Here is an 18,621-nt window from a genome sequence, read left to right on the forward strand (position 1 = left end):
GTCATCCCGGCAGCGTGAACAGCAGCTCGTCGGTCTCCTCGCCGCGGGCGTGCGCGTACCCGTGGTCCTTGCCGGTGACGGCGAATCCGCACTTCTCCAGCACCCGGCGCGAGCCGGTGTTGTCGGCCGCGGCCCGTGCGTGCAGCGGGCGTTCCGGTACGGCGTCGAGCAGCGCCGACAGCGCGGCCGTGGCGAGCCCTCGGCCCCACTGCGCCCGGTCGATCCAGTAGGTGACCTGGCGGTCGCCCGGCGGCCCGTACACCCCGGCGTTGCCGACCACCGCGCCGTCCGCGACCACCGTGCGCATCACCACGGAGCCGTCGGCCAGGACGCGCCGCCAGTGGGCGCCGAAGGCCCGCCGGTCGGTGGGGTCCTCGCTGGTGAAGGCGGCCGTCCTGACCGACTCCGGGTCGGACATGAACGCGAAGAACAGCGGCAGATCGCTGTCGTGCACCTTGCGCAGGGCGATCCGCACGGTCAGAGCCTCCGGGTGGCGAGCGCCAGCCGGTCCCGGGCGTCGAACAGCGCGTCCTTCACCATCTGTTCGTGCGCGGGCGTGAGCCGGGCGACCGGCACCGAGCAGCTGATGGCATCGCGGGCGGGGGTGCGGTACGGGACGGCGACGCCGAAGCAGCGCAGTCCGAGGGTGTTCTCCTCGCGGTCCACCGCGTACCCCTGTTCGCGGATGAGGTGCAGCTCCTCGATGAGCTTCTCGCGGTCGGTGATGGTGTGCTCGGTCAGCGCGGGCAGCGTCTCGGGGAGCAGCTTGCGGACCTGCTCGTCGCTGTGGGTGGCCAGCAGCGCCTTGCCGAGCGAGGTGGAATGGGCGGGCAGCCGACGGCCGACGCGGGTGAAGGGGCGCAGATAGTGCTGGGACTGGCGGGTGGCGAGGTACACCACGTTCGTCCCGTCGAGACGCGCCAGGTGGATGGTCTCCGTGGTGTCGTCGGAGAGCCGGTCCAGGGTCGGCCGGGCCGCCGCGACGACCTCGTCGCCGTCGATGTACGAGGTGCCGACGAGCAGGGCCCGTACGCCGATCCCGTACCGCGTGCCCGTCGCGTCGGTCTCCACCCAGCCCAGCTCCACCAGCGTGCGCAGCAGCATGTAGAGGCTGGACTTGGGATAGCCGACGGCCTCCTGCACCGCGGCGAGCGAGTGCATGCCGGGCCGCCCCGCGAAGTATTCGAGCAGCTCCACCGTCCGTACGGCGGACTTGACCTGTGCCCCACCGGATTCGGCAACCGACATCGCCCTACGCCCCTTCCAGCCCACTTGCGAAACCCTGAGACTTCTTGAACCGGCGACTTCTTGCCAACACTGAACGCCCGGAAATAGAGTCGCTTCATATTCACGATCAGGAACAATGTTCAGAATACCGAACAACTTCTGATGTGTGGCAGTGAGCGGAAGGAATCACGGTGGCAGCAGCACCAGTCTGGAGCGTCGACCCCCGCACCGGGAACCCGCGTGAGCAGGTTGCGGTGGAGGCTACAGCGGAGGAGCTCGACCGTGCGGTCCGGGCCGCCCACGCGGTACGTGAATCGCTCGCCGACCGCACCGTGCGCGCCGCCTTCCTGCGCACCGCGGCCGATCTGCTCACCGAGGCCGGGGAGCACGTCATCGAGGCCGCCGACGCGGAGACCGCGCTCGGACCGGCCCGGCTGACCGGTGAACTCGCGCGCACCGCCGCCCAGTTGAGGGCCTTCGCGGAGGTCGTCGACGAAGGCGCCTTCCTCGACATCCACATCGACCACGCGGACGCCACCCGGACCCCGCCCTGGCCCGACCTGCGCCGCTACAAGGTCCCGCTCGGTGTCGTCGCCGTCTACGCGGCCAGCAACTTCCCGCTCGCCTTCTCCGTCCCCGGCGGCGACACCGCGAGCGCGCTGGCGGCCGGCTGCCCCGTCGTAGTCAAGGCGCACCCCGACCACCCCGCCACCTCCGAACTGTGCGCCTCCGTACTGCGCAGGGCGGCGGCGAAGGCCGGCCTGCCCGAGGACGTGCTGATCCTGGTCCACGGCTTCGACGCGGGCATCGAGCTGATCCGGCACCCGCTCGTCGCCGCCGCCGGGTTCACCGGCTCGGTCCGGGGCGGACGCGCCCTGTTCGACGCCGCGGCGGCCCGCCCCCGCCCCATCCCCTTCCACGGCGAACTGGGCTCCCTCAACCCCGTCGTCGTCACCGGGGCGGCCGCCGCCGAGCGGGCCGAGGAGATCGGCGCCGGGCTCGCGGGCTCGATGACCATGGGCGCGGGCCAGTTCTGCACCAAGCCCGGCTTCGTCCTGGCCCCGGCGGGCGAGACGGGCGACCGGCTGCTGAAGTCCCTCACCGACGCGGTCAGCGACACCGAGGCCGCGGTCCTGCTCGACCACCGGATGCGCGACGCCTTCGTCGCGGGCGTACGGACCCGGGCCGAACTCCCCGGCGTGGCGGCCCCGGTCACCCCCGGCGCGGGCGGCGACCACACCGTCTCGGCCGGCTTCCTCACCGTACCGGCGCAGCTCCTCGCCGCCGAGGGCCCGCACGACGAACTCCTGGAGGAGTGCTTCGGCCCCGTCACCGTCGTCGCCCGCTACACCTCCTACGACGAGATCACCGCCGTGCTCTCCCGCCTCCCCGGCAACCTCACCGCCACCCTCCAGACCGCCACGGACGGCGCCGACGCCGACGCCCCCGGACTCCTCGCGGCCCTCACCCCGCTGGCCGGCCGGGTCCTCGTCAACGGCTGGCCGACCGGCGTCGCCGTCGCCCCCGCCCAGCACCACGGCGGCCCCTACCCGGCCACCACCTCCACCTCCACCTCGGTCGGCGCCACCGCGATCGAGCGCTGGCTGCGCCCGGTCACCTACCAGACGACCCCCGAGGCCCTGCTTCCGCCGGAGCTCCGCGAGGACAACCCCCTCGACCTTCCCCGCCGAGTGGACGGACGACGCGCATGACCCCGCAACTTCCCGAACTCCCCTTCGAGCTCGGCCCGTTCGGCCCCAGCGGCGACTGGACGTACGAGAACGGCACCCTGACCGGCCGCGCCGGCGCCCGCCAGGACCGCTTCGTACCGCCGGGCGGCGAAGCCCTCGACTCCGCGAGCGACGCCCCCCGCCTGCTCGGCCCCGTGCCCCGGGGCGACTTCCAGCTGCTCGCCCGGGTGAAGGTCGGCTTCGCGGCGGCCTTCGACGCCGGGGTGCTCTACCTGCACGTCGGGGAACGGGAGTGGGCCAAGATCTGCCTGGAGCTCTCCCCGGACCGCCCCACCGTCTGCACGGTCGTCACCCGCGGCCACTCCGACGACGTCAACTCCTTCGTCGTGGACGGCGACAGCTGCTGGCTGCGCCTCAGCCGCACGGGCAACGCGTTCGCCTTCCACGCCTCCGCCGACGGCGAGAAATGGACCTTCGTCCGCGTCTTCGCCCTCGGCGCCCCGGAACACGCGGCCGAGGCGTCGATCGGCTTCCTGGTCCAGTCACCGACGGGCGAGGGCTGCGAGGCGTCCTTCGACCGGATCGCGTTCCGCGCGACGGGGCCGGGGGACCTGCGGGACGGGAGCTGAAGCCTCTCGGACCTCCGTCGTGCCATCGAACGAATGAGCACGAGTACACGGTGGAACCGAGTAGCGGCACTCAACCCTCCAGCCGTGCCGGAGGGTTGGATGATCCGCATGGACATCACTTCCACCCCCGCCGAACACCAGGACCGCGGCATCCGCAGGGCCTCCTGGATCGCCCTCGCCCTGCTGGTGCCGGTGGTCGTCGGCGCCGGCCTCGTCACGCTGAGCACGACCCGGGCGAGCGGCTGTGTGACCTACGGCGTGGAGTGTGCCGATGTGCCCGACGGCTCGATCCCCGGCTCTTTCCTGGCCGCACTTCTGCTCGGCATCCTGGCGGTGGCCTGGCCGAGGAAGCTGCTGCCGTTCGCCTCTGCGCGTGGCTGGCTGCTGGGCCTGCACGGTGCGGCGCAGCTCATGACGGCGGCACTGATCCTCGGCTTCGCCTGACGCCCGGGGCCCGGGAGGGAGGCGCAGACCTGGCGGCCGGGACTGCGGGCGAATGTGGTTGATAGTGCTTTGGCGGGCATGATTTTCTGCTCTGGCCTGCGGCAGGGGTTCTGTCGTGTCGTGCGACAGGGGGAGGGGCGAGCGGTGCCCAAGATGTCAAGGTTCGATCAGCGGGCGGTTGCTCCGGGCGACCTGCGCTGCGCGCGGCGCCGCCCCGGCCTCACCCCCGGCGCCTGCCGAGCCTCCCTCGGCGGACCGACCGCACCGGCCGGGGCGGCGGCGCTGTGACCGCCCGGAGCGGGGAGACGTTCGGGACCGGCCGCGCGGTCTCCGACATCGAGGCGCTGCTCGCCGGGCCTGTACCCGTCGCGGGGCCGACGGTCGCCGAGGGGGAGCCGGACACCGGGGAGTGGAGCGCGACGGCGGGCGAGGGATTCCGGATCGTGCCGCTCTGGGAGAGCGACGATCTCGTGGGCGTGTACGAACGTGAGTGGGAGGAGGCCGAGGAGGCCGCCTCGGGTCATCGCGCGGAGCTCGTCGGTGAGTTGGACCGCCGGTGGGGCGCCCATCGGATGGCGGGCATGCGGGTGCCGATCTTCCGCGACCTCGCGGGCGAGCCCTTGCCGCCGCTGTACCGGGCGCTGTGCGACGCGGACTGCCGCGGCGACCTGGCGGTGTGGGGGCCGGTGGACGGCCGGTGGGTCGCGGTCTCCCTCAACCAGTGCGACGGCGACGCACCGATGATCCTGGTGGCCGTGGTCGCCGACCGGCCGATCGTCGAGCTCGACGACGGGGCGTGAGAGGGAATGAGGGAGTCCGCTCCTGTGTTGTGCACGGGAGCGGAGGGTGGCTCCGCCACCACTTGAGCTGTACGTACGAGGACACGGAGAGAAGAAGAGACATGCGCGTCGAGATCTGGAGCGACATAGCCTGCCCCTGGTGCTACATCGGGAAGGCCCGCTTCGAGAAGGGCCTGGCCGGGTTCGCCCACCGCGACCAGGTCGAGGTCGTGCACCGGTCCTTCGAGCTCGACCCCGGGCACGCCAAGGGGGACACCGCGCAGGTGATCGACATGCTGGCGCAGAAGTACGGGCGCACCCGTGAAGAGGCGCAGGCCATGGAGGCGAACGTCGCGGCCAACGCGCAGGCCGAAGGGCTCGGCTACCTCACCGAGGGCCGTGACCACGGCAACACCTTCGACATCCACCGGCTGCTCCACCTGGCCAAGGCGCGCGGGCGCCAGGACGAGCTGCTGAGCCTCGCCTACCGGGCGAACTTCGCCGAGGAGCGGTCCGTCTACGACGGCGACGTGCTGGTCGAGCTGGCCGTGGAGGCCGGGCTCGACGCCGACGAGGCGCGCGCCGTGCTCGCCGACCCGGAGGCCTACGCGGCCGAGGTGCGGGCCGATGAGCGGGAGGCGTCCGAGCTGGGTGCCGACGCGGTGCCGTTCTTCGTGCTCGACCGGCGCTACGGCATCTCCGGCGGCCAGCCCGCGGAGGTCTTCGCCCAGGCGCTGGAGCAGGCGTGGAAGGACCGTCCGCTCACCGCGATCGGCGGGGACTCCGCGGCGTGCGACGCCGACGGCGCCTGCGAGGTTCCGCAGGCCTGAGGCACCACGTCCGGGGCCGCGCCCGAATGCCGATTCCGGCGGCAGGCATAAGCGGTGCTTGGGAGTTCCCCCCAACTTTTCGTGATTGACCAGAGGTTGAGGGGGCCCCAGGCTGGGCGCATGGACACTACTTCGCTCAGCCGTGCGGCGGACGGCGAGTTCGCGCCGAGGACGAGCTATCTCAACACCTCCACCTGCGGGCTGCTGCCCCGGCGGACCGTGGCGGCCGTGACGGCGCTCGCCGAGGCGATCGCCTCGGGCGTCACGGACGGTTCCGGCGACTCCGAAGTGGTGGAAGCGGCCAGGGCCGGCTTCGCCCGCCTCGCCGGGGTGGACGCCGACCGGGTCGCCGTCGGCAGCTCGGTCTCCGTGCATGTCGGACTGATCGCCGCCTCGCTGCCGCCGGGGGCCGAAATCGTGGCACCCGAGGGAGAGTTCAGCTCCGTCGTCAGTCCCTTCGCGGTCCGCGGCGACCTCAGGATGCGCTACGTCCCGCTGGACCGGCTGGCCGATGCGGTGCGGCCGGGCACCGCGCTCGTCGCCTTCTCCTCCGTGCAGTCGGCCGACGGCCGGATCGCCGACCTGAAGGCGGTGCGCGCGGCGGCCGCCGCCCACGGTGCCCGGACACTGCTCGACGCCACCCAGTCGGCCGGCTGGCTGCCGCTGGACGCCGGGGAGTACGACTACACCGTCACCGGCGGCTTCAAGTTCCTGCTCTGCCCGCGGGGCGCGTCGTTCCTCACCGTCACCGAGGAGGCGCAGCGGGCCCTGCCGCCGGTCTTCGTCGGCATGTCCGCCGCCGACGACCCCTGGAGCAGCACGTACGGCCCGGTCGAGCAGCTCTCCCGGACCGCGCGCCGCTACGACGAACCGCCAGCCTTCCTCTCGTACCACGGCGCCGAGCGGTCCCTCGCGCTGCTGGGCGAGGTCGGGGTGGAGGCCATCCACGCCCATGCCACCGGGCTCGCGGCCCGCCTGCGGGCGGGGCTGGCCGGGCTGGGGCACGAGACGGTGCCGGGGGAGTCGGCGATCGTGGCCGTGCCCGGACTGGGCGGGCGGGAGCCGGAGCTCGCGCGGGCCGGGGTGGTGGTCTCGAACCGGGCGGGGAGTCTGCGCGCGGCCTTCCACCTGTACAACACGGAGGCCGATGTGGACCGGGTCCTGGACGTGCTCTCCGGCTGAGAGCCTGTCGGGGGGCAGCGGCGCTCGGGGCCGTCCCCGGACCTCCGGCCGGTCGCGACGGCGGCTACGACGAATCGCGGTGCACCGGCTTGGAGGGGAGTATCACCGGGGCCGGATCCTCCCCACCGATCCGGGCCGGCCGCATCCCGTACCGTCCTGGCGTCGATCCGGTCCCGCGGCTGCCGGATCGTCGTCGGGCCGCCGCGCGGTACCGCCTCCGAGCGAGCCCCGGCCGCACGCACCTTCGACCGCGCGGTGTTACAAAGGGCAGTGGGGTCAATCGTTTCGGCCGATTCCGGAGTGCACAGATGCGGTCACTCACGGGCAAGCATCCCCGGAGCCTCGCAGGCCAGGTCTTCGCCCTGCAGGTGGCTGTGGTCGTGCTCCTCGTGGCCGCTTCGGTGCTGGCGCTCGTAGTGCAGGCCCGGCACAACAGCAGTACGGAGGCGAGAAACCGCTCCATCGCCGTCGCGCAGACATTCGCTCACTCACCGGGCCTCCTGACCGCGCTGAAGGCTCCTGATCCTTCCAAGGTGCTCCAGCCGCTCACCGAGGCGGGGCGGAAGGCGGCCGGCGTCGACTTCATCGTGGTGATGGACACGAAAGGGATCCGCTACACGCACCCCCGGCCGGAGCTGATCGGGAAGAGGGCCGTCGCCACCCTTGCGCCGGCGCTGGCCGGCCACGTGTACACCGAGAGCGTCAATGGCCCGCTCGGCCGCGAGGTGCAGGCGATCGTCCCCGTCCACGATCACGCGAAGGTCGTGGCCCTGGTAACTGCCGGCATGAAGGTCAAGCACGTGACCGGCGTGGTGGCACAGCAGACTCCGATCATCCTCGGTGCAGGAGCGGTTGCGCTCGGAGTGGCCACGAGCGGGACGGCGCTGGTGGCCAGGCGGCTGCGGCGGCAGACCCACCGTCTGGGCCCTGCCGAGATGACTCGTATGTACGAGCATCACGACGCGGTGCTGCACGCCGTGCGCGAAGGCGTGCTCATCGTCAGCGAAGACGGTCGACTGCTGCTGGCAAACGACGAGGCCAGACGGCTGCTGGATCTGCCGCTCGACGCCGAGGGGCGACACATCCCGGACCTGTCCAGCCTTGATCCTGGCATGGTGGAGCTGCTGACCTCGGGGCGCACGGCCACGGACGAAGTGCACCTCGCGGGGAGCCGACTGCTCGCGGTGAACCAGCGGCCGACAGGTCGCCGCGGCGGCCCCCGGGGGACAGTCGCGACCTTGCGTGACTCCACGGAGCTGCGGGCACTGTCCGGCAGGGCGGAGAACGCCCGCGAGCGGCTGCGCCTGCTGTACGACGCCGGTCTCGGTGTCGGTACCACCCTCGATGTGGTGCGCACGGCCGAGGAACTGACCAAGATCGCGGTCCCCCGGCTCGCCGACTTCGTCACCGTCGATCTGGCCGAACCGGTCCTCCACGGGGACGAGCCGACCCATACGGACATGGACATGCGCCGCACCGCTGTACGCGGCATCCGGGACGACCATCCCCTGTACGAACCCGGTCAGCTGATCAACTTTCTCCCCTCCACGCCACAGGCACGGGCCTTCGCCACAGGCCGGCCGGAGCTGGTGCCCGACCTGTCCGACGCACCCGGCTGGCTCGCCCAGGACCCGGAGCGGACGCGGACGATCGTCGATTACGGCATCCATTCGCTCATCACGGTGCCCCTCCAGGCGCGGGGCGTCATCCTGGGCATGGCCAACTTCTGGCGCTCCGAGAAGCCCCAGCCGTTCGAGGAGGACGACCTTTCCCTGGCCGAGGAACTGGCCGCCCGGGCGGCCGTCAGCATCGACAACGCCCGCCGCTACACCCGTGAGCACGTCATGGCCGTGACTCTGCAACGCAGCCTGCTCCCGCGGGCCCTGCCCGAACAGAGCGCGCTCGACGTCGCCCATCGCTACCTGCCCGCATTCTCCGGGGTGAGCGGCGACTGGTTCGACGTGATCCCGCTCCCGGGCAGCCGGGTGGCGCTGGTCGTCGGGGATGTCGTCGGCCACGGCCTGCACGCGGCCGCCACGATGGGACGGCTGCGCACGGCCGTGCACAACTTCTCCACACTCGACCTGCCGCCCGACGAGATCCTCAGCCATCTGGACGACCTGATCGGGCGCATCGACCAGGAGGAGGCGGGGTCCGACGCCGACGCGGGGATCATCGGAGCCACCTGTCTGTACGCGATTTACGATCCCGTCTCCCGTCACTGCGCCATGGCTCGGGCCGGGCATCCCCTGCCCGCACTGGTCCGGCCCGACGGCAGTGTGTCGTTCCCCGACCTGCCGGCCGGCCCGCCCCTGGGCCTGGGCGGTATGCCGTTCGAGACGGCGGAACTGGAAGTGGCGGAGGGCACGCAGTTCGTCCTCTACACCGATGGGCTCATCGAGGACCGCACCCGAGACATCGACGTGGGGCTCGAGCTGCTGCGTGAGACCCTGGCGGGCCACCCCGACCGGTCGCCGGAGGAGAGCTGTCAGGCGGTGCTCGACGCGCTCCTGCCCAGTCGGCCGAAGGACGATGTGGCGCTGCTCATCGCCCGGACACGGGCGATCCCGTCCGACCGTGTCGCCGACTGGGACGTACCGTTCGATCCCGCCGCCGTGGCGGGGATGCGTGCTGTCGTGGCCGAGAAGCTCGACGACTGGGGTCTGTCCGAGCTCGCGTTCACCACGGAACTGGTGCTCAGCGAGTTGATCACCAACGCCATCCGCTACGGCTCCGCGCCGGTCACCGTACGACTGCTGCACGACCGCACCCTGACCTGCGAGGTGGCCGACAGCAGCAGCACCTCGCCCCATCTGCGCTATGCCGCCGCGATGGACGAAGGAGGCCGCGGTCTCTTCCTCGTCGCCCGACTGGCCGAACGCTGGGGCACTCGTTACACCTCCCAGGGAAAGGTCATCTGGGCGGAGATGGCGCTGCCCCGGCCCGACGGGAGCGCGGACGGCACGGCGTGGGCGGCCATCCTCGACGCGGAACTCTGACCGCTGGACCGGCAAGCCTTCGAGAAGAGCGCTTCCTCGACCATCCCGGCACGGTGGCCGGGACAAGGGTCGTCGTACGACCGCCGCCGATGCCGACGGCCACGCGCTTTCGCGGACCGGCCGACGAGCTGACATCCGTGGCCCGCACACGCCGCGTGAGCAGTCACTCCCTGTCCGTCCCCGGGTGCGGTCTCGTTCAGGAGTTCTGCTGGACCGTGGGCCGGGCGTCCGGAAAGAGGCTCCGTACGTCCTCCTGCAGGCTCATGATGTCGGTCATGACCCAGAGGCCCTCGCCCGGCCGGGGCTCCTCACCGTGCGGCGGGCGGGGCCGCTGCGCCTCGACCGATTCCGGCAGTTGCCGCGACCGGCCGGCCGCCCGGACCCCGCCTCGCGCTAGTCCCGGCCGGACTCGTCCAGCGGCGCGCTGTGCCACTTCCACGAGGTGACGCGAGGGCGGCCGGGCAGCTCGGCGCGGCCGGTGGCCCAGCACAGCACGGCCCACCGGTCGGCGTCCTCGGGGGCGTCCGGGAACAACCGGGCCAGCACCCGGTCGCAGAGGCCGGCGGGCGGCGTCCAGGCGACACCCAGGCTCCCGGCGAGATCGTGTGTGTGCACCAGGGTCTCCACGATCCCCATCGCGGCGAAGCCCTCCGGGTCGGACACCCCGTAGGAGTGGTACGAGCGGAGTCCGGGCGAGGCCGTCCGCACCATCGCGGCGAGCAGCGCGCCGCTCGCCTCCAGCGTCCGCAGCAGCCCGACGGGTCCGGCCGACCGGTCCGCGAAGACCGCGTTCCACGGACCGCCCTCGCGCCCGGGACTCCAGCGGTACGGGACGTACGCGTCCAGCGCCGGCCGCTGCGGGCCCAGCTGGGTCGCGTAGGAGAAGAGGTCGTCGCTCAGGTGCTCCGCGGTCTCCCAGCAACTCCACTCCAACGACCCTGCCGGGACGTCCCAGTTCTCCACCGGGGACTCCTGGAGCGCGGCGACCGCGAGCCGTACCGCGGTGGTGACGTCGTCCGCCGTGACCGGCAGCCGGGTCCCGGTCAGGGCCGCTCGTTCCGCCGCACCGCACTCGACGCAGAACTCGTTCCCCTCGGGGTCGGCGAGCGTCGCCCAGCCCCGCCCGTCCGGCCTGCGGTGGTCGGCGACGAGGGTGGCACCCAGGCCGAGCAGCCGCTCGACCTCCTCGTCCCTGGTCCGGTCCTGCGGCTGGATGTCCAGGTGGACACGGTTCTTGGCGCTCTTCGCTTCCGGCACCGAGATGAAGAGCAGCGCGGCACCGGGGGACTCGACGAGCGCCTCGGGATCACCGGGGGCGTCCCCGTCCGAGATCCGCGCGCCGAGCACTCCGGCCCAGAAACCGGCCAGCCCGTAGGCGTCGGCGCAGTCGATCGTGATGTGACGTACGAGTGAGGTCATGGGCCCCACTGTCTCCGGGCGGGGCCGTCGTGGTCCACCGGCTTTCGGCGGAGGCGGGCGGTGCGACACCGCCGCACCGCCCGCCCGGTCCCGATTCGGCCCGGCAGTCCCTCACCTCACCGGCGTGAAGTCCCGCGCCCCGATGAACTCCGGCCGCCGCGTCGGTGCCGAGAACGGCTCCCCGGCGGCGTTCTCCACGCTGTTGAAGACGATGAAGACATTGCTGCGGGGGTACGGAGTGATGTTGTCGCCCGAGCCGTGCATGCAGTTGCAGTCGAACCAGGTCGCCGAACCCGCCTTGCCCGTGAAGAGCTTGATGCCGTGCCGGTCGGCCATCTTCGTCAGCGCCTCGTCGGACGGGGTGCCGGCGTCCTGCATCTTCAGGGACTGCTTGTAGTTGTCCTTCGGCGTCCCGCCCGCACAGCCGAGGAACGACTTGTGCGAGCCAGGCATGATCATCAGCCCGCCGTTGGTGTCGTGGTTCTCGGTCAGCGCGATCGACACGGACACCGCCCGCATGTTCGGCAGACCGTCCTCGGCGTGCCAGGTCTCGAAGTCCGAGTGCCAGTAGAACCCCGAAGCACCGAAGCCCGGCTTGACGTTGATCCGGGACTGGTGGACGTACACGTCCGAGCCGAGGATCTGACGGGCCCGGCCCACCACCCGCTCGTCGCTCACCAGCCGGGCGAAGACCTCGCTGATCCGGTGGACCTCGAAGACCGACCGCACCTTCTGCGACTTCGGCTCGATGATCGAGCGCTCGTCGGCCCGGACCGACGGGTCGGCGATCAGACGTTCCAGTTCGGTGTGGAGGACGGCCACCTCGTCGGGCGTGATCATCCGGTCCACGGAGAGGAAGCCGTCGCGTTCGAAGGCCTGGAGATCCTTCACGCCCACCGGCCCCGGGGCGCCGGGCGCGGACCAGATCACCGGGTCCTGACGGGGGGTTGTCATCTCGGCGGTGCCGCGTGTCGGGTAAAGGTCGGCGCGCACATCGGTGGTCATGGTTCAGCCCTCCTCGGTGAGCAGCGGGTAGACACCGTTCTCGTCGTGCTCCTCCCGCCCGGTGACCGGTGGGTTGAAGACACAGACGCAGCGGAAGTCGGTCTTCGGCCGCATGGTGTGGTGTTCATGGCCATTCAGCAGATACATCGTGCCGGGGGTGATCCAGTGCTTCTCGCCGGTCTCGTCGTCGGTGAGCTCGGCCTCGCCCTCGACGCACAGGACGGCCTCGATGTGGTTCGCGTACCACATCGACGTCTCGGTGCCCGCGTACATCGTTGTCTCGTGGAGCGAGAAGCCCACCTTCTCCTGCGCGAGCACGATGCGCTTGCTCTCCCAGGTGCCGGAAGCGGCCTTCACATGCCGGTCGGTGTTCTCTATGTCACGGAACGATCGGACGATCACGGTGGGTCGGTGCCTTTCTCTCTGCAGCGGTGTTTCTCGTCGGACCCGCGTCGGGGCGGGCCCGGGATCAGGCGGTGTCGCGGACCGCGCGGGCCAGCGTGCGCAGCCCCTCGTCCAGCTCCTCGGGGGTGACGGTCAGCGGCGGCAGCAGCTTCACGACCTCGCTCTTCGGGCCGGAGGTCTCGACCAGGAGGCCCAGCTCGAAGGCACGGGCGCAGATCGCGGCGGCACGCGACGCGTCGGTGAACTCCATGCCCCACACCAGGCCGCGGCCCCGGAACCGCGCACCGAGCCGGGTGTGTTCGTCGCAGATCGCGAGCAGCGTCTGCTCGACCTGCTCGCCCCGGGCCAGGGTCTGCTTCTCCATCTGACCGTCCGCCCAGTAGGCGTCCAGCGCGGCGGTGGCCGTGACGAACGCCGGGTTGTTGCCGCGGAAGGTGCCGTTGTGCTCGCCCGGTCCCCAGATGTCCAGCTCCGGGTTGAACAGGCAGAGCGACATCGGCAGGCCGTAGCCGCTGATGGACTTCGACAGGGTGACGATGTCGGGCGTGATGCCGGCCTCCTCGAAGGAGAAGAACGCCCCGGTACGTCCGCAGCCCATCTGGATGTCGTCGACGATCAGGAGCATGTCGCGGCGGTGGCACAGGTCGGACAGTGCCCGCAGCCACTCGGGGCGCGCCACATTGATGCCGCCTTCGCCCTGCACGGTCTCGACGATCACCGCGGAGGGCTTGTTGAGGCCGGAGCCCTGGTCCTCCAGGAGCCGCTCGAACCAGAGGAAGTCGGGTACCCGGCCGTCGAGGTAGTTGTCGAACGGCATCGGGGTGCCGTGCACCAGGGGGATGCCCGCCCCGGCCCGCTTGAAGGCGTTGCCGGTGACGGCGAGCGAACCCAGCGACATGCCGTGGAAGGCGTTGGTGAACGAGACGATCGACTCGCGCCCCTTCACCTTGCGGGCCAGCTTCAGCGCGGCCTCGACCGCGTTGGTCCCGGTCGGTCCGGGGAACATCACCTTGTACGGGAGGTCGCGCGGACGCAGCACGTTGTTCTGGAAGGACTCCAGGAACGCGCGTTTCGCGGTGGTGGCCATGTCGAGGCCGTGGGTGATGCCGTCGCGCTCGATGTAGTCGATCAGCGCGCGCTTCATGACCGGGTTGTTGTGGCCGTAGTTGAGCGATCCCGCGCCGGCGAAGAAGTCCAGGTAGGTGTGGCCGTCCTCGTCGGTCAGCCGGGCGCCCTGGGCACGGTCGAACACCGCGGGCCAGCCGCGGCAGTAGCTCCGTACCTCCGACTCCAGGGTCTCGAAGACACTCAGGGCGGGCGGGGTGATGGTCACAGGGAGTCTCCTGCTTGCGGGGGGTGTGTGACGGGCGGCGGTGCGGGCGGGCTCGGGCGTGGAACGGGGCGGTGCGAAGGCGCTCACGCGTGGAACGGGCCGATGCGGTACAGGACTTCGGGCAGGTGCGTGTCCTCGGGGAACAGCCCGCCGTCGAAGAGCACCTTGCGTTCCAGGGCCACGTCGTGGCGCTGTGCGTAGGAGGTGAACAGCCGGTCCGACGCGGTGTTGTCCGGGGTGACGGTCGTCTCGACCGAGGCCAGGCCCTGTTCGGCGGCGACCCGCGAGGTCAGCGCGTCCAGCAGCTTGCCCGCCAGGCCGGTCCCGCGGTGGCCGTGGTCGACGGCCACCTGCCAGACGACGAGCGTCCCGGGGCGGTCCGGCCGGAGGTATCCCGTCACGAAGGCGATGGGCTCGCCGGCCTCGTCGCGGGCGACCACGGAGGTCGCCGCGAAGTCACGGCACCACAGCAGGTAGCTGTACGAGGAGTTGAGGTCCAGGACCTCGGAGTCGCGGGCCATGCGCCAGATCGCGGCCCCGTCCTCCACTCGTGGGGTGTCGATGGTGATGAATTCGTTTCGGGCACGTGCAAAATCTGCTGGTGCGGCGGTCATGCGAATTGAATTTACCCAGCAAATTCTGAAATTGCATCGACGCGAAGGGTTGGGTGGAGCGGTTCTCTGTGTTATCAGGCGGGCGCGTGCCCTGGCGCGGGCCCGATGTGCTTTATCCCGTTTCGTGTGTCATTTATCCGTCATAACGGTCGCGATGTGGAGTCGGTCACATGGGCGTAACTCGCGGGCGACGCAACGGAATTGTGTGGAAGGGGCTCCTGGAAACCGGGGTGTTTAGGGTCCGGGAAAGCGGGCAGAAGAATGCGGGGAGCTGCTCTGAATAAGGCAGCTCCCCGCATTTATGAAATATTGGCGTGCCGGTGCGTATTTATTCGCTCGGCCAGGTTTCCGAGACGGCCTTGCGGGCAGCTTCGAAGTCGACCTGCCGGCCCGCATCGGCCAGCGCCGCCCCCAGTGCCGCGAGCGAGGACCGCACCGCGCCCCGCGTCGCGTCCACGCCGTAGTGATTGACCCGGATCATCTCCTTGGACAGTGCACCCCCGCCCGCGATCAGCGGCAAGGACGGGTCGGCCGCGAGTGCCCGTGCGACCAGTTCGGCGGCGTCGACCCCCTCGGGGGCGCGCAGCGTCGTCGCGACCGGCGCCGCCTCCCCGGCCGCGTGCACGTACGGCGAAAGGCCGCCGCCGAGCGCCACCGCGCCCACACGGGTCGCCGCGGCGGCCGCGGCGTGACGGGCCATCAGCGCGTCCAGGCCCTCGGCCTCGATCCGCTCCACACAGGCCTCCAGCGCCAGCATCTCCAGCTGGGCGGGGGCGTGCAGCAGGGCCTTGCGGCCGCCGTCGATCCAGCGCTCCTTCCAGTCCAGGAGCGAGAGGTACGAGCGGCGCGGAGCCTCGGGGTTGGCGGCGATCCGCTCCCAGGCGCGCTCGCTCACCGACACCGCCGACACCCCGGCCGGGCCGCCCATCGCCTTCTGCGCGCCGATCACGCAGAGGTCGACGCCCCACACGTCCGGCAGCAGCGGCTCGGCACCCACCGAGGCGACGGCGTCCAGCATGAACAGCGCCCCGTGCGAACGGACCACCTCGCCGATCTCGGCGACCGGATTGGTGTTGCCGGTCGCCGCCTCCGCGTGGACCAGGGAGACGAAGTCGATCTCCGGGTGCTCGGCCAGCGCCCGCGCGACCTGGTCGGCGGTGACCGCCGTGTGGAAGGGGACCGTCAGGTCGACCACATTGGCACCGCAGTCCCGCAGCCAGTTCCCGAAGGTCTGCCCGTACGGCCCGGTGACGACGTTCAGCGCGGTCGAGCCGGGCCGGGCGCCGCCCCGGATGCAGCCTTCGAGGGGGAGCAGCGCCTCGCCCTGCATGATGACGACGTCCTGCTCGGTGGCGAGGAGGCCGGCCACCCGCTGCTCGATGGCCGCGAAGTGCGCGGCGGTGAGCGGGGCGAGGTCGAGGAAGGGGTGCGTCACGGTGGTGCTCTCTTCGGGTCGGGTCGGGTCGGTGCGCGGTGGCGCGTACGGGCGGTGCTTCCGTCGAAGCGTACCCAGGGCCCCGCGCGCCGCCTCGTACAGTGCTGCCCATGAGTGATCACAAGGCATCGCAGGTGCTGCATGTGAAGGGGCGGGTGCTCGTCGGTCCCGAGGACGTACGGGACGAGCTCTGGGTGGTCGACGGACGGATCTCGTACGGGAGACCGGCCGGCGGGGACGGGGCGGTGACCCTCACCGGCTGGGCGCTGCCGGGCCTGGTGGACGCCCACTGCCACGTCGGGCTCGACCACCACGGCGCCGTCGACGCGGCGACCAGCGAGAAGCAGGCCCTCGCCGACCGGGAGGCGGGCGCGCTGCTGCTGCGGGACGCGGGTTCACCGGCCGACACCCGGTGGATCGACGACCGCGAGGACCTGCCGAAGATCATCAGGGCCGGCCGGCACATCGCCAGGCCCCGCAGGTACACCCGGAACTACGCCCATGAGATCGAGCCGGAGGAGCTGGTCGCGTACGTCGCGCAGGAGGCGCGCCGCGGCGACGGCTGGGTGAAGCTGGTCGGCGACTGGATCGACCGGGAGGTGGGCGATCTGACCGCCCTCTGGCCGCGCGACGCGGTCCAGGCGGCCATCGCCGAGGCGCACCGGCTCGGTGCCCGGGTCACCGCGCACTGCTTCGCCGAGGACTCGCTGCGCGATCTCGTCGAGGCCGGGATCGACTGCATCGAGCACGCCACCGGGCTCACCGAGGACACCATTCCGCTGTTCGCCGAGCGCGGGGTCGCGATCGTCCCCACCCTGGTCAACATCGCCACGTTCCCCTCGCTCGCGGCGGGCGGCGACGCCAAGTTCCCCCGCTGGTCGGCCCATATGCGGCGGCTGCACGAGCGGCGCTACGACACGGTGCGCGCCGCGTACGACGCCGGGGTCCCGGTCTTCGTCGGCACCGACGCGGGCGGTGTGCTCGCCCACGGACTGGTGGCGGACGAGGTCGCCGAGCTGGTGAAGGCGGGCATCCCGGCCCTGGACGCGCTCTCCGCGACGACCTGGGGCGCCCGGCAGTGGCTGGGGCGATCGGTGCTGGAGGAGGGCGCCCCGGCGGACCTGGTGGTGTACGACGAGGACCCGCGGGCGGACGTACGGGTGCTCGCGGCGCCGCGGCGGGTGGTGCTGAACGGGCGGGTGATCGGCTGAGTCCGGCGGCCCTCCGGCCGGGGTACGCCGTGTTGACGGGCAGTTACCGAACCCCTGCCCTGTCGTTGAAACACCTTCGCGCGCACCCCGGCGCAGTCGGCTCCGGCGCCGACCGCGCTCAGCGGATCGGGTGACCCGGAGGAACGAACGTCCCGAGATAATCGAATACAGGCACGGAAACCCCTCTTTGGGGTGAACTCACGTCAGGTGTCCGCCAGTTCACCCTCCGTGCGTAAAGCTTTCGGGGTCGAGGCCACCGGAGCTCTCGATGTCCCCCATTGGACGGCACCGGTGGCTCCATGTCTCTTGTGGGGGTTCCACCACTTTGAACAGCAACACCTTCCGCCTGGCCGCCCTGGCGGTCGCCGCCGCTCCCGTCGCCCTGCTGGTCGCCGTGCCGGCGCAGGCCGCCACCGCGACCACCACGACCACCGGCGACGGGAAGGCGAGCGCGGTCGTACTCCGTGCCGCACTCGACGTCTCGCTCCTGAACAAGACGGTCGACGTGCCGCTCAGGGCCACGCTCAATGAGGTGAAGGCGCCCGCCGACGCCAAGGAGACCGCGCTCAGCGTGCGGCTCGACGGGGTGGACGGCGGCCGGCCGGTCAGCGTGCTCGCCGCCGATGTGGCCACCGCGAACGCGACCGTCGACAAGCACCGGGCCGAGGGCTACAGCAATGTGGCGAAGGCCCGGGTCCACGTCCCCGGGCTGCCGCTGCTCTCACTGATCGAGGTGGAGAAGGTCACGTCCAAGGCGGTCTGCGAGGTGGGCCGGAAGCCGGTCGCCGAGTCGAACGTGCTGGGGCACGTGTCGGTCCTCGGCAAGCGGATCGATCTCACCGCGGGCGGTACCACGCAGGTCAGCGTTCCGGGTGTCGGCGAGGTGACCCTCGACCTCTCGAAGACGCACACCACCTCGCGCACCGCCGCGGCGACCGCGCTGCGGCTGAAGGTCTCCGTCAACCCGCTCAAACTGAACGTCGCCGATGTGCAGGGCGAGATCACGCTCGTCGAGGCGACCTGCGAGACGCCGAAGTCGACCGGACCCGGCGGCAGCGACAACGGCGGGTCGAGCAACGGCGGGTCGAGCGATGGCGGGTCGAGCGATGGCGGCTCCAGCGACGGTGGTTCCAGTGACGGCGGCGCCTCCGGCAACGGCGGTTCCAGCGGCAGCGGGGGCAACAGCAACGGCGGTGTGAAGCCGCAGACCGGCACCGGCCACGAACCGGCCGTCGACTCCAACCTCGCGGAGACCGGCGGCAGTTCCGCCACTCCGTACATCGCGGGCGGCGCGGTCGCACTGCTGGCGGCGGGCGCCGGGGCGGTGGTCGTGGCCAGGCGGCGCGCCCAGGGCTGACCCTTTCCGGGGCTTGAGGGGAGCGGCGTTCCTGTGACGGGGTGCTGCTCCCCGCGGGCGC

18 protein-coding genes are annotated in these 18,621 nt (G+C 71.5%); 10 read left to right on the forward strand and 8 right to left on the reverse strand.

Annotation, left to right across the window (positions count from 1 at the left end):
• Position 1 precedes the first annotated feature (1 nt).
• Positions 2 to 475 carry a GNAT family N-acetyltransferase gene (locus ACFVX4_RS16905; protein ID WP_389977334.1) on the reverse strand — a complete coding sequence of 158 codons (474 nt, stop codon included), beginning with the start codon at positions 473 to 475 and terminating at the stop codon, positions 2 to 4.
• A gap of 2 nt (positions 476 to 477) precedes the next feature.
• Positions 478 to 1,248, reverse strand: coding sequence for an IclR family transcriptional regulator (locus ACFVX4_RS16910; RefSeq protein ID WP_389977337.1), 771 nt, complete (start codon positions 1,246 to 1,248; stop codon positions 478 to 480).
• A gap of 170 nt (positions 1,249 to 1,418) precedes the next feature.
• Between ACFVX4_RS16910 and ACFVX4_RS16915 the strand changes: the two genes are divergently transcribed.
• From ACFVX4_RS16915 to ACFVX4_RS16950, 8 genes are all read left to right on the forward strand, one after another.
• Positions 1,419 to 2,939, forward strand: coding sequence for an aldehyde dehydrogenase (NADP(+)) (locus tag ACFVX4_RS16915; RefSeq protein ID WP_389977340.1), 1,521 nt, complete (start codon positions 1,419 to 1,421; stop codon positions 2,937 to 2,939).
• Positions 2,936 to 3,547, forward strand: coding sequence for a DUF1349 domain-containing protein (locus ACFVX4_RS16920; RefSeq protein WP_389977343.1), 612 nt, complete (start codon positions 2,936 to 2,938; stop codon positions 3,545 to 3,547). Before ACFVX4_RS16915 ends, ACFVX4_RS16920 begins: the two co-directional genes overlap by 4 nt.
• Positions 3,548 to 3,655: 108 nt before the next feature.
• Positions 3,656 to 3,991, forward strand: a complete 336-nt coding sequence (locus ACFVX4_RS16925) for a hypothetical protein (protein ID WP_389977346.1) — start codon at positions 3,656 to 3,658, stop codon at positions 3,989 to 3,991.
• A 153-nt stretch (positions 3,992 to 4,144) separates the two neighbouring features.
• Positions 4,145 to 4,279: a hypothetical protein gene (locus ACFVX4_RS16930; RefSeq protein WP_389977349.1), complete on the forward strand. Its 135-nt coding sequence runs from the start codon at positions 4,145 to 4,147 to the stop codon at positions 4,277 to 4,279.
• Positions 4,276 to 4,791, forward strand: coding sequence for a hypothetical protein (locus ACFVX4_RS16935; RefSeq protein WP_389977352.1), 516 nt, complete (start codon positions 4,276 to 4,278; stop codon positions 4,789 to 4,791). Before ACFVX4_RS16930 ends, ACFVX4_RS16935 begins: the two co-directional genes overlap by 4 nt.
• 101 nt (positions 4,792 to 4,892) lie before the next feature.
• Complete coding sequence (locus tag ACFVX4_RS16940; protein ID WP_389977355.1) at positions 4,893 to 5,600, forward strand: DsbA family oxidoreductase; 708 nt, start codon at positions 4,893 to 4,895, stop codon at positions 5,598 to 5,600.
• A gap of 120 nt (positions 5,601 to 5,720) precedes the next feature.
• Positions 5,721 to 6,782, forward strand: a complete 1,062-nt coding sequence (locus ACFVX4_RS16945; protein WP_389977358.1) for an aminotransferase class V-fold PLP-dependent enzyme — start codon at positions 5,721 to 5,723, stop codon at positions 6,780 to 6,782.
• A gap of 308 nt (positions 6,783 to 7,090) precedes the next feature.
• Positions 7,091 to 9,781, forward strand: a complete 2,691-nt coding sequence (locus ACFVX4_RS16950; RefSeq protein WP_389977361.1) for a SpoIIE family protein phosphatase — start codon at positions 7,091 to 7,093, stop codon at positions 9,779 to 9,781.
• 393 nt (positions 9,782 to 10,174) lie between these two features.
• Here ACFVX4_RS16950 and ACFVX4_RS16955 read toward each other — a convergent pair whose 3' ends face one another.
• The 6 genes from ACFVX4_RS16955 to ACFVX4_RS16980 form a co-directional block, all read right to left on the reverse strand.
• Entirely contained in the window at positions 10,175 to 11,200 is a 1,026-nt protein-coding gene (locus ACFVX4_RS16955) for a VOC family protein (protein WP_389977364.1), read from the reverse strand.
• Positions 11,201 to 11,311: 111 nt separating this feature from the next.
• Positions 11,312 to 12,205, reverse strand: coding sequence for an ectoine hydroxylase (gene thpD, locus ACFVX4_RS16960; RefSeq protein WP_389977367.1), 894 nt, complete (start codon positions 12,203 to 12,205; stop codon positions 11,312 to 11,314).
• 3 nt (positions 12,206 to 12,208) lie between these two features.
• Positions 12,209 to 12,607, reverse strand: a complete 399-nt coding sequence (locus ACFVX4_RS16965; protein WP_389977370.1) for an ectoine synthase — start codon at positions 12,605 to 12,607, stop codon at positions 12,209 to 12,211.
• Between the two features lie 67 nt (positions 12,608 to 12,674).
• Positions 12,675 to 13,943 (reverse strand): diaminobutyrate--2-oxoglutarate transaminase, encoded by a 1,269-nt coding sequence (gene ectB / locus ACFVX4_RS16970; protein ID WP_389977373.1) that lies wholly within the window; start codon positions 13,941 to 13,943, stop codon positions 12,675 to 12,677.
• An 83-nt stretch (positions 13,944 to 14,026) separates the two neighbouring features.
• Positions 14,027 to 14,491: a diaminobutyrate acetyltransferase gene (gene ectA / locus ACFVX4_RS16975; RefSeq protein ID WP_389977584.1), complete on the reverse strand. Its 465-nt coding sequence runs from the start codon at positions 14,489 to 14,491 to the stop codon at positions 14,027 to 14,029.
• 394 nt (positions 14,492 to 14,885) lie between these two features.
• Positions 14,886 to 15,992 carry a pyridoxal-phosphate-dependent aminotransferase family protein gene (locus ACFVX4_RS16980; RefSeq protein ID WP_389977376.1) on the reverse strand — a complete coding sequence of 369 codons (1,107 nt, stop codon included), beginning with the start codon at positions 15,990 to 15,992 and terminating at the stop codon, positions 14,886 to 14,888.
• A gap of 134 nt (positions 15,993 to 16,126) precedes the next feature.
• Here ACFVX4_RS16980 and ACFVX4_RS16985 point away from each other — a divergent pair, with 134 nt between their 5' ends.
• Positions 16,127 to 17,203 carry an amidohydrolase family protein gene (locus tag ACFVX4_RS16985; protein ID WP_389977587.1) on the forward strand — a complete coding sequence of 359 codons (1,077 nt, stop codon included), beginning with the start codon at positions 16,127 to 16,129 and terminating at the stop codon, positions 17,201 to 17,203.
• A gap of 325 nt (positions 17,204 to 17,528) precedes the next feature.
• On the forward strand, positions 17,529 to 18,560 hold the full coding sequence (locus ACFVX4_RS16990; RefSeq protein ID WP_389977379.1) for an SCO1860 family LAETG-anchored protein: 1,032 nt from the start codon (positions 17,529 to 17,531) through the stop codon (positions 18,558 to 18,560).
• Positions 18,561 to 18,621: the final 61 nt, after the last annotated feature.

It is taken from the genome of Streptomyces sp. NPDC058240, assembly GCF_042882135.1.
In the GTDB taxonomy this organism is placed as follows: domain Bacteria; phylum Actinomycetota; class Actinomycetes; order Streptomycetales; family Streptomycetaceae; genus Streptomyces.

Bases quoted from the DNA above. Each gene is read 5' to 3' on its own strand.
- ACFVX4_RS16910 (WP_389977337.1), bottom strand. From the start codon at position 1,248: ATGTCGGTTGCCGAATCCGGTGGGGCACAGGTCAAGTCCGCCGTACGG.
- ACFVX4_RS16920 (WP_389977343.1), top strand. From the start codon at position 2,936: ATGACCCCGCAACTTCCCGAACTCCCCTTCGAGCTCGGCCCGTTCGGC.
- ACFVX4_RS16925 (WP_389977346.1), top strand. From the start codon at position 3,656: ATGGACATCACTTCCACCCCCGCCGAACACCAGGACCGCGGCATCCGC.
- ACFVX4_RS16930 (WP_389977349.1), top strand. From the start codon at position 4,145: ATGTCAAGGTTCGATCAGCGGGCGGTTGCTCCGGGCGACCTGCGCTGC.
- ACFVX4_RS16940 (WP_389977355.1), top strand. From the start codon at position 4,893: ATGCGCGTCGAGATCTGGAGCGACATAGCCTGCCCCTGGTGCTACATC.
- ACFVX4_RS16945 (WP_389977358.1), top strand. From the start codon at position 5,721: ATGGACACTACTTCGCTCAGCCGTGCGGCGGACGGCGAGTTCGCGCCG.
- ACFVX4_RS16950 (WP_389977361.1), top strand. From the start codon at position 7,091: ATGCGGTCACTCACGGGCAAGCATCCCCGGAGCCTCGCAGGCCAGGTC.
- ACFVX4_RS16955 (WP_389977364.1), bottom strand. From the start codon at position 11,200: ATGACCTCACTCGTACGTCACATCACGATCGACTGCGCCGACGCCTAC.
- thpD (WP_389977367.1), bottom strand. From the start codon at position 12,205: ATGACCACCGATGTGCGCGCCGACCTTTACCCGACACGCGGCACCGCC.